13 protein-coding genes are annotated in these 14,322 nt (G+C 59.6%); 3 read left to right on the top strand and 10 right to left on the bottom strand.

What is annotated here, in order from left to right; translation table 11 throughout:
* Positions 1-145: 145 nt before the first annotated feature.
* From PC358_RS25995 to PC358_RS27620, 3 genes are all read left to right on the top strand, one after another.
* On the top strand, positions 146-727 hold the full coding sequence (locus PC358_RS25995) for a recombinase family protein (protein WP_033703422.1): 582 nt from the start codon (positions 146-148) through the stop codon (positions 725-727).
* 2 nt (positions 728-729) lie between these two features.
* Entirely contained in the window at positions 730-1,377 is a 648-nt protein-coding gene (locus PC358_RS25990) for a helix-turn-helix domain-containing protein (RefSeq protein WP_050506189.1), read from the top strand.
* 118 nt (positions 1,378-1,495) lie between these two features.
* Complete coding sequence (locus tag PC358_RS27620) at positions 1,496-2,356, top strand: hypothetical protein (RefSeq protein WP_156056813.1); 861 nt, start codon at positions 1,496-1,498, stop codon at positions 2,354-2,356.
* A 64-nt stretch (positions 2,357-2,420) separates the two neighbouring features.
* Here the strand turns inward: PC358_RS27620 and PC358_RS25980 are convergent, their stop codons facing one another.
* From PC358_RS25980 to exaC, 10 genes are all read right to left on the bottom strand, one after another.
* Positions 2,421-4,460: a DUF262 domain-containing protein gene (locus PC358_RS25980; protein WP_033703421.1), complete on the bottom strand. Its 2,040-nt coding sequence runs from the start codon at positions 4,458-4,460 to the stop codon at positions 2,421-2,423.
* 466 nt (positions 4,461-4,926) lie between these two features.
* On the bottom strand, positions 4,927-5,628 hold the full coding sequence (locus tag PC358_RS25975; RefSeq protein ID WP_033703420.1) for a LexA family transcriptional regulator: 702 nt from the start codon (positions 5,626-5,628) through the stop codon (positions 4,927-4,929).
* Positions 5,629-5,806: 178 nt separating this feature from the next.
* Positions 5,807-6,334: an inorganic diphosphatase gene (ppa, locus tag PC358_RS25970; protein WP_016497835.1), complete on the bottom strand. Its 528-nt coding sequence runs from the start codon at positions 6,332-6,334 to the stop codon at positions 5,807-5,809.
* Between the two features lie 92 nt (positions 6,335-6,426).
* Positions 6,427-7,242, bottom strand: coding sequence for a M90 family metallopeptidase (locus PC358_RS25965; RefSeq protein ID WP_033703418.1), 816 nt, complete (start codon positions 7,240-7,242; stop codon positions 6,427-6,429).
* 8 nt (positions 7,243-7,250) lie between these two features.
* Positions 7,251-7,898 (bottom strand): DedA family protein, encoded by a 648-nt coding sequence (locus tag PC358_RS25960; protein WP_033703417.1) that lies wholly within the window; start codon positions 7,896-7,898, stop codon positions 7,251-7,253.
* Positions 7,899-8,087: 189 nt separating this feature from the next.
* On the bottom strand, positions 8,088-8,546 hold the full coding sequence (locus tag PC358_RS25955) for a GNAT family N-acetyltransferase (RefSeq protein WP_033703415.1): 459 nt from the start codon (positions 8,544-8,546) through the stop codon (positions 8,088-8,090).
* A 108-nt stretch (positions 8,547-8,654) separates the two neighbouring features.
* Complete coding sequence (eutC, locus tag PC358_RS25950; RefSeq protein WP_033703509.1) at positions 8,655-9,473, bottom strand: ethanolamine ammonia-lyase subunit EutC; 819 nt, start codon at positions 9,471-9,473, stop codon at positions 8,655-8,657.
* 8 nt (positions 9,474-9,481) lie between these two features.
* Complete coding sequence (locus PC358_RS25945) at positions 9,482-10,876, bottom strand: ethanolamine ammonia-lyase subunit EutB (RefSeq protein WP_033703413.1); 1,395 nt, start codon at positions 10,874-10,876, stop codon at positions 9,482-9,484.
* 49 nt (positions 10,877-10,925) lie between these two features.
* Positions 10,926-12,374 carry an ethanolamine permease gene (gene eat, locus PC358_RS25940; RefSeq protein ID WP_033703412.1) on the bottom strand — a complete coding sequence of 483 codons (1,449 nt, stop codon included), beginning with the start codon at positions 12,372-12,374 and terminating at the stop codon, positions 10,926-10,928.
* Between the two features lie 175 nt (positions 12,375-12,549).
* Entirely contained in the window at positions 12,550-14,070 is a 1,521-nt protein-coding gene (gene exaC, locus PC358_RS25935; RefSeq protein WP_033703411.1) for an acetaldehyde dehydrogenase ExaC, read from the bottom strand.
* Between the last annotated feature and the right edge of the window lie 252 nt (positions 14,071-14,322).

The raw sequence follows: 14,322 nt of genomic DNA, 5'->3' as shown, positions 1-14,322 counted from the left end.
CAAAGGGTGTACCTTTTGAGCTATCAAAAATTACCTTCTACGTCGACGCAAACGCTGGCGCTTCATGTGGCTCATAACTGTTGATTTGTTTTGAGCTACAAGCTACATTATGAGCTATATTTTTGAGCCATAGGATGAGCATGCCATGTCGACGATTGCATACCTCAGGGTCAGCACTGATGACCAGAGCACAGAGGCTCAGCGACACGCAATCGAACAGCTCCACAACATCGAACATTGGTACGTGGATGAGGCCACCAGCGGCACGACCAAAGCCCTTCAGCGGGAGGGTTTTGGAGAGCTTTTTAAGTTTGTTCGTAAAGGCGACACGGTGGTCATCTTTGCAATCGACCGGCTTGGCCGAGACACTATCGATGTGCTCGAAACCGTGAAAGCACTGAAGGGAAAGGGAGTCGCGATCATTTCGGTCCGAGAAGGCTTCGACCTTTCCAATGATTACGGGACAGTGATACTCAGCGTCCTCGCTTCTCTCGCAGAACTGGAAAGATCCAACATCAAGGCCAGGCAGTTGGCCGGTATTGCTCGCGCTCGCGCCACTGGGCGAAAGCTCGGCGCCCCCAAAAAAATTGACGACCACGCTGTTAGCGCGTGGCGTACAGCTAACTCAGCAACCATTCAGGAAACAGCTACTCAATTCGGTATATCGATTGCGACTGTCAAGCGAGCTTGCGCCAGCAATGCTTCAGTCAACGAGCAAGGAGAGTGATTGTGGCTGGTAAACAGACAACACCGGATCAAGCTGCCCAAGCAGTGATACTCCGTGAGGCAGGATGGACCGTCTCAGCAATTGCACAGCGCCTGTGTATCAGTATCAGCACAACGCAACGCCTGCTCAAAAAACACAATGCCGTTGCTGGCGCCGGAACTCAGGCGCTGATCGAGAAAGCCAGGGAGGAGCTGCTCACAGCGGCATTCTCATTGGACGCAGTGCAACAAACAGCGGCTTCACTGGTGGTTGAGGAGCTGGCGCTGAACCAGCAGATCAGGACTAAGCTAGCGAACGCTCTTGAGATTCTTGATCCGGCTCACCCTATTGCTTTCAGAGGCCTTGCAGCGGCATCCACCACACTCAAGCTGACGCAGGATGTCACGCGACGAGCCCTCCCCCTAGAAAAGCTGAATCAGGCACTCGACTTTGAAGAGCTCCCGGAGCTGAAGGTTCACATCATGACTGACCGCGATGTCACAGAGATGCGAGCACAGCAACGTCTGGAAGAGGCCGAACGCGACGGAAACCTTGAAGGTGTTGAAGACGAGCTAGAAACACTGCGCTGGCTGGATAGCAGACGTATGGCGCAGCTAGAGCAGCAGGACGACATCGTTTGTGAAGGCTTTGACTCTAACTTGCCAGGATGATGACCGGTCAATCGTCAAACCCTTAGAAATCAGTAGAAGTATCGAACACCCTGGCGCCATCCAGGGCATGCCAAAAATGAAAATCCGGCCCCATCCTATATGGGTATCCGAGGCTGTTATGCCCATCAAAAATCAGAGTTCACTCACGGACACACTTTGTCCACAGCATGAGATTTCAGGTCAAGCGAGCCATGCCGGAGCTGGAGTAAATGCAAAAATAGGCTGCTCGAAACAGGGTGGGCGCCCGCTCTCAACGCCAGCTAGAGCTGGGGTTGTAGCAAATTTCCACTTAAGCCATGCAGAACGTGTTGTAGCTATAGGTGAATTACACATAGACCTTGATAGAGATCAGCTAGAAGCACTACTGAGCACGGATGCCTTCATACTGAAGCTGATGCAAAGCTACCAGGGAACTGGAGAACTACCGGACTGGGCTAAGTTCGTCAGTCCGGCAATGAAGCAATATTTTCGTCTCCATCTCCTGTGTACCAAGCCTGATGCGAAAACGGTAACGATCCGGCTTGATCACAACTCGGCTGAGGCGGCGCTGGCGGCGCAGCGAGGGCCAGCAAATCACCTCGCAGAGATAATCAAGCGAACCCTGAAAAAACTGGGGATCGAGACTGACTTGGCCTTTAACTTGGAATTCAACCATACCGGCAGCACGGAGAATCATCCTCTCCACATTCACGGAGCGTTCTGCATTCCGGATGTTAGGGTCGCAGAGGTCTCAGAGGCTCTCAGGAGGGCGCTGGCGCTGGGTTACAGGCAGCGTTATACCAACCTTGCTGTGCATATAGAGAAGCCCCGGAGCGCTCACTGGTGGGCGGCCTACTGCGTAAAGGAGTACACAGTCACCGCCAGTAGGCTCGAAGCTGAGCGAAGGCAAAAAAAACGTCCTGACTATTCTCTTCAATCACTTACACAAGAGGCAAAAGCCTTCTATGAGGAGATTAGTGCCTGGTTAAACATCAAATAGGTAGGAGAGGACGTATGGCCAATTGCCTGCGTTCAGCCCGGGGCTCAAGTCGAACGGCGTACCTTCAGTACCCTGCCAAAGCTGATGCGACTTTATCAGGCGCGGCCTCTACCTCGGCTGGCCGTGGCCACACAAGCTCAGCGGCCTTCAGCATAGCTCGAGAACGCCTAGCTATAGCCGCCTCATCCCACACTGCACATGCAGGCTGCTGGAAATATGTATTGATCAAGAGGGCACTCTGTCCTAGCTGTGAACGTTTTCCCGGTAGTTTTGAAATACCATCATCCACCTCTACAAACGGCCCGTTACTGACGATGCTATTAAGTGGCTGGGTCAACAGAGTCAGATTGCCAAAGCCGTGTACCGCTGCCTCCCGAATGTGCTGCATCGAATCCTCAACTTGGTAACTAAAAACGTTTCTCCAGCTCTGAGGCATGACATGCTCAACGGTCAGGTCGCCCTGCTCAGGCACATGATTGCTCGCTTGCTGAGGTCCTCGAGCGGCGTACTCCAAAGCCCGCAAGATGCCGCAAGTCTTTGCAGGCCGGAGAGTCAGGTATGCTTGGCAAGAGCGCCAGCATTCGCTGAATCTCTCATCATCCGGCCAGATTTCACTCGAGTTCGTTGTTGCGAGAAGAGTTTGTCGAAGAGCTTCATGGGGCTCGAGGGTGCCAGCCGTTATCGCCTGAACTACGCGCAGAAAAAAATGGCCATAGCTTTTGCTGCTAAGTCCACATATCGCACGCCTAGTCAGATATGACGCTAGATCTCTCAAAGCGTGTTTCAGATGCGGGCTATCCGGCTCGAGTCGCTCTCGAAGGGCGAGGTAGACCGGGCCAACCGTACCGACATCCAGGGATTTGATCAACCGAGCGAACTCTGCTAGATACCCGGTTCCCGATGGCGAGACGAGCTCTTCGAAATGCCTACTTGCACTGACAATCCGACCGAGTTCATCGGCAAGGCTTCGTGGGTGGCCTTTTTGCCACCATCCCTTGAAAGACTGGAACACGTGGCTTGTGAGAACACTCTCCTCGCTGCGGAGGATCGTATAGTTGTAGAAGAATAGATCTAGTCGGGGCGAGGCTAGGCGGCCTAGCCGTTCTTTCTCTCTCCAGTATGCATTCGCTCCATTCGATTTACCGTCGCCAGCGATGTCGAAAGGACTCCAATATTTCGCATACAGCTCTTGAACGGATTGCTCTTGCCGGGCGGCTTCGAGGAAAACGAAGTTTCGGATTAAATCTGATGCTAGAAGCGGTTCCCCACGTGCGTTCAAAGTCTCGAAGATAACCTGAGGATCGTCGTCGGCTTCCAGAGTCAAAGTCATTATCTGAACCTGATCCTGCAACGCCATGTATAGAGCTTCAGCTCTCGCAGGGTCCAGTGGAAGCGTATCGAGTACCATCGGTACCTCGTTACTACGCCGGATGCTTCCGATGAGGGCGCTGCCATGCGTGCTTCCATTGCCGCCCGCAATCTCATCATCTAAGTCAACCCCACGCATGAAACTCAAGCAGGCGTGATAAAGGTACAGGAAGGTCTGGACCATCAAAGGACGGTCAATTTTTCTTCGTCCGTCTTTCGCAGGGTAGCGAGCGCAGAGATCTTCGATGGTTTGTTCTGCGTCATATAACCGTCGTATCTCATCCTGACCAGCTTGAGTTGGCCATACCTTGTAATAGTCCTCGTCTCGCGAGTATGAGCCTCGATTCCTTACAAGATACTCCAGCATCTTAGGGATCGGGCTATCGGCGAGCTTAGACGAAGCCTGGCGCAGTGCTAGCAGTAGCAGTTGCAACGTAGTGGAGCGTTGCTGGCCATCGATAACCTCAAACGCACCTACCCGCCCGAACGTGCTTGGTACCGGGGTCATCACGATAGAGCCCAAAAAATGCTTGGGGGCGGGCTTCACGTTTTTTGAAGGGTTGACAGTTGAGGCTGCCTTTCGAGCCAGTACCGCCTCAGCCTGGTCATGAATATCAGTCCAGAGTGGGCCAACTTGTTTCTCGAGCGTCCACACATACCCGCGCTGGAAGATGGGAATTTGGTACTGAAAGTCAGAATTAAAGAGGCCAATGACTGTTGTCTTGCTGGGCTGCATACGATGTCCTATGTATCCGGATAATCCTTCATTTCAATCATGCACCCGAGGCAGTGCCTGAGTACTGGATAGTCATGACCGGTTAAGCGTGCTGGCGCAGATCGTAGCATCACAGTGCCATTTGCCACAAAACGATGCTGAAGAGCTGGCGGCATCAGCTATCGCAAAGGTATGGGCTAGAGTATGGGCTGGGGATGGGGGAGTAACACGCAGGGTTGATTTGCGGGTCTTTGAGGCATTAAAAAGCCGGCTTGTGGCCGGCTTCTCGGGGACGCTTCCGACTAATTTATGGTAAGCCGCAACCGCCTTAACTGTGTGGTCACAAGGACCTGATAGAGATGGCAAACGCCCGTATGGGGTGTCGCCGAGCCCTCTGGACCGCGGCTTGCGCCGGGCGGGGCTAAATGTGCCGCGTAGCATACAAGGGCTCGCGCAGGATGCCCAGCAAAAAATGGCACAGTGTGTTTCAGCCGGGGCGCTGCCGGCGGAAATGCGACCAGTGGAAGACCCAGCCGATAATCTCCAGGCCCTGTGCCTGGCGTTGGGCGCGGGTGTAGCGCTCGACGGCGTAGTTGCGCCGGTCGTGGCTGTGCAGGTACAGGGTGCCATGCTGGCCGAGGCTGAGGTTGTTTACCCTGAGCGTGCCATTGTGCAGCAGGGCGTAGGTTTCGCCCTCGATCACCTTGGTCATGCCCAGGTCCACAGCCAAGGTAGCCTCCTGCGGGATCAGCGGGGCCATGTTGGCGGCAGGCATGGCCAGGCAGATCGCCTGGTCTGCAGCAACGCCCAAGGTCTTCAGTGCCTTGCAGGGCAGGCGCAGGTGTTTGCTGGCAACCGGGGCAAGCCGGCCGTTATGCAATTCATGCAGGGGCACTTGCAGCATCCGGCCGCCGTGGGCCGACAGCGGGGAGGGCGGGGTGTCGTGGGTGGGCGGAGGTGGGCCGCTGCGCAAGATCGGGTTGGGGTGCTTGGGGCCTTCACCACTGCGCAGCCAGCGGCGGTGTACACAAAACAGGTCGGCCATTTCGTCGAGACGCGCCAACGGAACACCGCGCTTGAACCAGTTGTTGACGTGCTGGGGTGTGACGCTGCGCTGGGCGGCGAAATCGGAAGGGGTCAAGCCACATTCGTGAAGCAGGGCTTTGAGGCGGTCACCGGATGTGTTCATGGCCGCGAGTGTAGCGGCCGTGTGCCAGTGCGGATATGAACCGGGTGTTGATGCGCTTTGTGCGAAAAGTGCTTGGTTGTAGGGCGTTGGAGTAGGGCGGCGTAGGACTTTTTACTGGTCGGGCCATCGTGAGCGCATAAAAAAACCCCGCCTGGGCGGGGTTTTTCAGCAATCGGTATCAGCCCTTGTAGGCAGCAACCGATTTGGTGATCGCGGCGCGGGCGGCGTCGGCGCCATCCCAGCCTTCGATCTTGACCCACTTGCCCTTCTCGAGATCTTTGTAGTTCGCGAAGAAGTGCTCGATCTGCTGGATCAGCAGGGCCGGCAGGTCGGTGTATTCCTTGACGTCGACATACAGCTGGGACAGCTTGTCGTGCGGAACAGCGATGACCTTGGCGTCGCCGCCGCCGTCGTCGGTCATGTTCAGAATGCCGACCGGGCGGGCGCGGATGACCGAACCTGGGGCAACCGGGTACGGGGTCACGACCAGCACGTCCAGCGGATCACCGTCGTCGGCCAGGGTGTTCGGGATAAAGCCATAGTTGGCTGGGTAGAACATCGGGGTAGCCATGAAACGGTCGACGAACAGGGTGTCGCTGTCCTTGTCGATTTCGTATTTGATCGGCGCGTGGTTGGCCGGGATCTCGATGGCGACGTAGATGTCGTTCGGCAGGTCTTTGCCCGCCGGAATCTTGCTGTAGCTCATTGGGCAGTGCCCCCGTGTTTGACCAAAAAGTGGCGGCGATTATAGGCACATTCCGCCAGGGCATGCCACGCCTGCCCTGATGTGCGGCCGCGTCAGGCGTGGCTTTCGCGGTAAGCGGGGTGTTCGGCCTGCAACCGGCCAAGACGCGCCAAAGGGTCCTGGCGGTAGAACAGCGACAGTTGCTGGTACACCTGTGGGTAGGCCTGCTGCAGCAGGTCGGGGGCGCTGAAGAAATATTCGCTGGTGACGGCAAAGAATTCCGCCGGGTTTTCCGCCGCGTACGGGTCGATGGCGGTTTCGGCGTCGGGGTTGAGATCCAGCTGGCGATTGAGGTCGTCATAGGCCTGTTGCATGGCACTCGCCCATTCATCCACCGGCATGCCGCTGTGCAGCGGCGGCAGGCCGTTGGCATCGCCGTTGAGCATGTCGAGCTTGTGCGCCAGCTCATGGATGACCAGGTTGTAGGCCTCCCACCCACCGCTGGCCAGCACACCGTTCCAGGCCAGAATCACCGGGCCCTGTTGCCAGGCTTCGCCGCTGTGCTCGCCGTCCCACACGTGCTCCACGCCGCTGGCGTCGCGGTGGCGCTGGGGGCTTTTGAAGTCGTCGGGGTAGAGAATGATCTCGTGAAAGCCCTGGTACCAGTTCAGCTCGCCCAGGTGCAGCAAAGGCAACTGGGCCTGGGCCGCCAGGAACAGGCGCTGCTCGTCGCTTGGCTCGACACCGGGCAGGGTGGTCAGGTGCTTTTCGTGCAGAAACAGGATGCAGGCTTCGCGCAACCAGTGGTCTTCTTCAGCACTGATGCCGTCGAGTAACGGCAAGTGCTCGCGAACGGCCTGCCATTGCTCGGGGGCGATCGGGTAGCGCGCCAGGGTACGCTGGCGCCGCCAGGCGCTGAAAGACCACATGGCGTTGGTCAGTGCGCCTTGGCTGTACGGCCCAGGCGACCGCGCAGCAGGCCGAGCACCATCGGTACCAGCGACAGGAAGATGATGCCGACCACCATCAACGACAGATGCTGCTTGATGAACGGCACGTTGCCGAAGAAGTAACCCAAGGTCACCAGGCCACCTACCCACAGCAGCGAACCGGCGACGCTGAAGCCCAGGAAACGCGGGTAGTGCATGTGGGCGATGCCGGCGACGAACGGCGCGAAGGTGCGCAAGATCGGCAGGAAGCGCGCCAGGGTCACGGTCTTGCCGCCATGGCGCTCATAGAATTCGTGGGTGCGCTGCAGGTAGTCGCGGCGGAATATTTTCGAGTTAGGGTTGTTGAACAACCGCTCGCCGGCCGTTCGGCCAATCACGTAATTGGTACTGTCACCCAGGATTGCCGCGGCCATCAGCAGGCCCGCCAGCAGCACCGGGTCCATGCCGCCACCGGCCGCCACGGCGCCGGCGATGAACAGCAGCGAATCGCCCGGCAGGAACGGCATCACCACCAGGCCGGTTTCGCAGAAGATCACGGTGAACAGGATGGCGTAGATCCAGGGACCGTAATTGGTGACCAGCAGATCGAGGTAAGCATCGAGATGCAGGATAAGGTCCAGCGGGTTGAAATCCATGTACAGCACCTGTGTTCTTGGGCGTAGGCTCAGTTACCTGGGGATGGGTAAACTTTCACACATGACAAGTGGGCCATTATACGGCGAAGTGAGGATCATGCCCGGGGAGTTTGTAGCGGGGGGTTACCGGAGGCGGCATGGCCTGCACTGACCGCTTCGCGGCTGAACCCGCGAAGCGGCCGGAACAGGTCAATCCGGCTGGATCGGCAGGATGTAGCTCTCGAACTCGGTGTCCTTGCGAAACCCGATGGACGCGTAGGTCTTGCGCGCCGCCTCGTTATTGGCGCTGGTCGAAACCCGCATGCGTACGGCATTGGTCTGTTTGGCCATCTTCTTCGCTTCGCGCATCAGGTGATCGGCCACCAACATGCGCCGCGAGTCCTCGGCCACGTAGATGTCGTTGAGGATCCACACGCGCTTGAGCGACAGCGACGAAAAGCTCGGGTACAGCTGGCAGAAGCCCAGCAGCTTGCTATCGTCGTCATCGGGCAGTGCCAGATAGATCACCGACTCATCGCGTCTCAGGCGTTTTTCCAGAAAGCTGCGCGAGCTGTCCGGGTAGGGCAATTGCCCATAGAACTCGCGGTATTTGACGAACAGCGGGGTCAGCAGGTCGAGGTGTTCCAGGGTTGCCTTGATGATACGCATGTGCGGCCCTCAGGATCCATTTGGGGAAACAGCGGTTTGCAAGTCGCGCTCGACAGCATGCTGCCCAATGCGGGCGAGAAGCGCAATCCGCCTTCCGTGACATGATTTTTACTCTTTTCCGAGTAGGAAGTTTCCTTTTTGGCTGGCGGGGGTATCGCTGTCGAGGCTATGGACCTCGGCTTCGTCCTTCAGATTCACCCCGGAAAGCTGCCGGCGACAGGCCTCACGCATCAAATACAGCAGGCGGTGGGCCGCCATGCCGTAGCTCAGGCCTTCCAGGCGCACGTTGGAGATGCAATTGCGGTAGGCGTCAGTCAGGCCGACCCGTGGTGCGTAGGTGAAATACAGGCCGAGGCTGTCGGGCGAGCTCAACCCCGGGCGTTCGCCGATCAGCATCACGGTCATGCGTGCGCCGAGCAACTCGCCCACCTCGTCCGCCACCGCCACCCGGCCCTGCTCCACCAGCACCACCGGGGCGCTGGTCCAGCCGTCGGCTGCGGCCTGTTCCTCGAAGCGGGTCAAAAAAGGCAAGGTGTGACGGTGCACGGCCAGGGCCGAGAGGCCGTCGGCGACCACGATGGCCAGGTCGACACCGCCCGGGTTGGCCTCGGCATGCTGACGCAGGGCCGCAATCGAGTCTTCGTTCAGCCGTCGCCCCAGGTCGGGGCGTTGCAGGTACTGGTCGCGGTCGCTCGCGGCGCTGTGCACCACCAGGCTGTCGCGCCCGCGCTCAGTAAGTTGGGCCGTCAGCCCCGCATGGTCGAACGGCAGGTGCACGGCATCGCGGGCTTGGGCGTGGGCGAACTGGAAGTCCAGTTGTGCACCGGTCGGCAGGCTGGTGCCGGCGCGGCCCAGGGCGATACGGGCCGGGGTCAGCGTGCGCAGGGCCAGCCAGGGGTTGTCGGGGGTTGCTGTGCGATGGTCCATGGTCATCCCTATGCAAGCTGTGCCAAGGCCTGGCGGAATGCCGGCGGCAGGTTTTCACCGAAGCGCACCCGGCCATCGGCCTGGGTGAAGATGCCGGTACGCGCCAGCCACGCCTCGAATTCCGGGCCGGGCTTGAGGCCCAGGGTCTGGCGCGCATACAGCGCGTCATGGAACGAGGTGGTCTGGTAATTGAGCATGATGTCGTCAGAGCCTGGGATGCCCATGATGAAGTTGATACCGGCCACGCCCAGCAGGGTCAGCAGGGTGTCCATGTCGTCCTGGTCGGCTTCGGCGTGGTTGGTGTAGCAGATGTCGCAGCCCATGGGCACGCCAAGCAGCTTGCCGCAGAAATGGTCCTCGAGGCCGGCACGGATGATCTGCTTGCCGTTGTACAGGTACTCAGGGCCGATGAAGCCGACCACGGTGTTGACCAGAAACGGCTTGAAATGCCGGGCCACGGCGTAGGCGCGGGTTTCGCAGGTCTGTTGGTCGACGCCATGGTGGGCGTTGGCCGACAGGGCGCTGCCCTGGCCGGTTTCGAAGTACATGAGGTTTTGCCCGAGGGTGCCGCGCTTGAGCGACAGGCCCGCTTCGTAGCCTTCCTGCAACACGTTGAGGTTGATGCCAAAGCCGGCGTTGGCTGCTTCGGTGCCGGCGATCGACTGGAACACCAGGTCCAGCGGTACGCCCCGGTTGATCGCTTCGATCGAGGTGGTGACGTGGGTCAGCACGCAGGCCTGGGTGGGGATGTCGTAGCGCTGGATGATGGCGTCGAGCATCTCCAGCAGGGCGCAGATCGAGGCGATGCTGTCGGTGGCCGGGTTGATGCCGATCATGGCGTCGCCGTTGCCGTACAACAGGCCGTCGAGAATGCTGGCGGCAATCCCGGCTGGCTCGTCGGTTGGGTGATTGGGCTGCAGGCGGGTCGACAGGCGCCCACGCAGGCCCATGGTGCCGCGAAAACGAGTGACCACGCGGATTTTCTGCGCCACCAGGATCAGGTCCTGAACGCGCATGATCTTCGACACCGCCGCCGCCATCTCCGGTGTCAGGCCCGGTGCCAGCGCACGCAGGCTGTCTTCGTCGGCCTCCTCGCTGAGCAGCCAGTCGCGCAGGCCGCCTACGGTCAGGTGGCTGACCGGCGCGAAGGCCTGGGCGTCGTGGGTGTCGATGATCAGGCGGGTGACCTCGTCCGCTTCGTAGGGGATCAGCGCCTCGTTCAGAAAGTGCGTGAGCGGGATGTTGGCCAAGGCCATCTGCGCGGCGACCCGCTCGCCGTCATTGCTGGCGGCGACACCCGCGAGGAAATCCCCCGAACGTGCGGGGCTGGCCTTGGCCATCACGTCCTTGAGGCTGTCGAAGCGGTAGACCAGGTGGCCTACCGTGTGTACGAAACTTGCCATACAGATTCTCCAGAGCGCCGCGGGGCTGGCCCGCGGCGGGTGTCGGCGATCAGTGCAGGGCCTCTTCGGCCTTCTGGATCGCGGCGAATTCCTCTTCCGGTGTGCCCGCTACCAGGTGGTGGCGGCTGTAGAAAGCAAAGTAGGCAATTAATACTCCATAGATCACCGCAGCGCCAATCACAACCCGTGGGTCGACCAGGAAGCCCGCCACCACGGCGATGCACGCCAATACCAGGGCGACGCCGGAGGTGAAGATGCCGCCCGGCGTGCGATACGGCCGTTCCATTTTCGGCCGGCGGATACGCAGGGTGATGTGCGCAGCCATCATCAGTACGTAGGACAGCGTCGCGCCGAACACCGCGACCAGGATCAACAGGTCACCCTGGCCGGTCAGCGACAGGCCGAAACCGATGAGGCCGGGGATGATCAGCGCCAGTACCGGCGCCTTGCTCTTGTTGGTTTGGGAGAGCTTGCGCGGCAGGTAGCCCGCACGGGACAGCGCGAAGATCTGCCGTGAATAGGCATAGATGATCGAGAAGAAGCTGGCGATCAGGCCTGCCAGGCCCACCAGGTTGACGAAGCTGCCCATCCAGGTGGAGCCGCCATAGGCTTTGGACAGTGCCTCGACCAGCGGGTTGCCCGAGGCCTTGAGTGCTTCGGAACCCGCAGCGCCAGGGCCGACCACCAGAATCAGCAGGGCGAAGGCCAGCAATACCAGCATCGCGCCGATCAGGCCGCGTGGCAGGTCGCGTTTCGGGTTCTTGGTCTCTTCGGCGGCCAGTGGTACACCTTCGACAGCGAGGAAGAACCAGATCGCATAGGGGATCGCGGCCCACACGCCGACATAGCCGAACGGCAGGAAGCTGCTGGCGCCTGCGGCGTCCGTCTTGGCGATGTCGAACAGGTTGGCTGCATCAAAATGGGGCACCATGCTCACCAGGAACACGGCCAGGGCAATGGCGGCGATGGCGGTGATGATGAACATCAGTTTCAGCGCTTCACCCACCCCGAAGATGTGGATGCCGATGAACACGATGTAAAAGGCCAGGTAGATGACCCAGCCGCCGATGCCGAACAGCGATTCACAATAGGCGCCGATGAACACGGCGATCGCTGCAGGGGCAATGGCGTATTCGATGAGGATGGCCGTACCGGTGAGAAACCCGCCCCAAGGGCCGAAGGCGCTGCGGGCGAAGCCGTAGCCACCGCCTGCGGTGGGGATCATCGACGACAGTTCGGCCAGCGAGAAGCACATGCACAGGTACATGGTGGCCATCAGCAGGGTGGCGAGGAACATGCCGCCCCAGCCGCCTTGGGCCAGGCCGAAGTTCCACCCGGCGTAGTCGCCGGAGATCACATAGGCGACCCCAAGGCCGACCAGCAACACCCAGCCGGCGGCGCCTTTTTTCAGTTCACGTTGCTGGAAATAGTCTGAACCGACTTTTTCGAAGTCGACGGAAGAGCCTGCCGGCGCATTGCCGGAATGATCGCTGGGCATAGTTTCACCTGTTGTTTTTCTTGGTGGCCGGAGGGGTTCCGGCCGATGGTGATGGGTACTGCAGAAAGCGAGCCATGGAGCTACAAGCCGCAAGCTACAAGCCTCAAGAAAAAGCAGTTGGGTGCTGTACCCGCTGTTTCTTGCAGCTTGTAGCTTGCAACTTGAAGCTGTTTTTCTAGAAGAAGCCCAGCGGGTTGATGTCGTAGCTCACCAGCAGGTTCTTGGTCTGCTGGTAGTGATCGAGCATCATCTTGTGGGTCTCGCGGCCAACGCCGGACTTCTTGTAACCGCCGAACGCGGCATGCGCCGGGTACAGGTGGTAGCAGTTGGTCCACACGCGGCCGGCCTTGATGCCGCGGCCCATGCGGTAGGCGCGGTTGATGTCGCGGGTCCACACGCCGGCACCGAGGCCGAACTCGGTGTCGTTGGCAATCGCCAGTGCTTCGGCTTCGTCCTTGAAGGTGGTGACGCTGACCACCGGGCCGAAGATTTCCTCCTGGAACACCCGCATGCGGTTGTTGCCCTTGAGCAGGGTCGGCTGGATGTAGTAACCAGTCGATAGCGCGCCTTCGAGTTTTTCCACCTTGCCGCCGGTCAGCAGCTCGGCGCCTTCTTCCTTGGCGATTTCCAGGTACGACAGGATCTTCTCGAACTGTTGCTGCGATGCCTGGGCGCCGACCATGGTGTCGGTGTCCAGCGGGTCGCCGCGCTTGATCTGCAGGACCTTCTTCATCACCACTTCCATGAACTGCGGGTAGATCGACTCCTGCACCAGCGCACGCGACGGGCAGGTGCACACTTCGCCCTGGTTGAAGAACGCCAGCACCATGCCCTCGGCGGCCTTGTCGATGAAGCTTGGCTCGGCCTGCATGATGTCTTCGAAGTACACGTTAGGCGACTTGCCGCCCAGTTCGACGGTGGACGGGATGATGTTCTCGGCAGCGCATTTCATGATGTGCGAGCCGACCGGGGTCGAGCCGGTAAAGGCGATTTTGGCGATACGTTTGCTGGTAGCCAACGCTTCGCCCGCTTCGCGGCCATAACCCTGGACCACGTTGAGCACGCCTTTGGGCAGCAGGTCGCCGATCAGTTCCATCAGTACGGTGATACCCAGCGGCGTCTGCTCGGCGGGTTTGAGCACCACGCAGTTGCCTGCGGCCAGGGCCGGGGCGAGTTTCCAGGCGGCCATCAGCAGCGGGAAGTTCCACGGGATGATCTGCCCGACCACGCCCAGTGGCTCGTGAATGTGATAGGAGACAGTGCCTTCGTTGATCTCGGCGGCGCCGCCTTCTTGGGCGCGGATGCAGCCGGCGAAGTAACGGAAGTGATCGACCGCCAGCGGGATGTCGGCATTGAGGGTTTCGCGGACCGGCTTGCCGTTGTCCCAGGTTTCGGTAATGGCCAGCACTTCAAGGTTCTGTTCGATGCGGTCGGCGATCTTCAGCAGAACATTGGAACGGTCCTGGACCGAGGTGCGGCCCCAGGCGTCGGCGGCGGCGTGGGCGGCATCCAGGGCCTTGTCGATGTCTTCGGCAGTGGAGCGGGGAAACTCTGCGATCAGCTTGCCATTCACCGGGGAGGTGTTTTCGAAGTACTGCCCCTTGACTGGTGCTACGAACTCACCACCGATGTAGTTGCCGTAGCGGCTCTTGAAGGAAACCTTCGCGCCTTCGGTACCGGGATGTGCGTAACGCATGGTGTGTCTCCTGGCTATTGTGTTTGTTAGGGAGTTGAGAAGCGTAGAGCAAAGGTTGGGCCAGTGTTTTGAGGACCATCAAAATCAACCACTTGGGGCGGTTTTGTGAAACACGCCGGCCACCCGCTGCGCCAGGGCTGGCACGGCCCGGGTGACACTTTGTACCGTTTGCGACACGCAGCGGTACGCTGCATTGCAAAGCCCCGCCGGGTGGAGGATGCTGGCTGAACGCTCTATCTGCGGAGAACGACA

It is taken from the genome of Pseudomonas capeferrum, from assembly GCF_000731675.1.
GTDB classification, from domain to species: domain Bacteria; phylum Pseudomonadota; class Gammaproteobacteria; order Pseudomonadales; family Pseudomonadaceae; genus Aquipseudomonas; species Aquipseudomonas capeferrum.
This window is presented reverse-complemented; position numbering and strand designations above follow the sequence as displayed.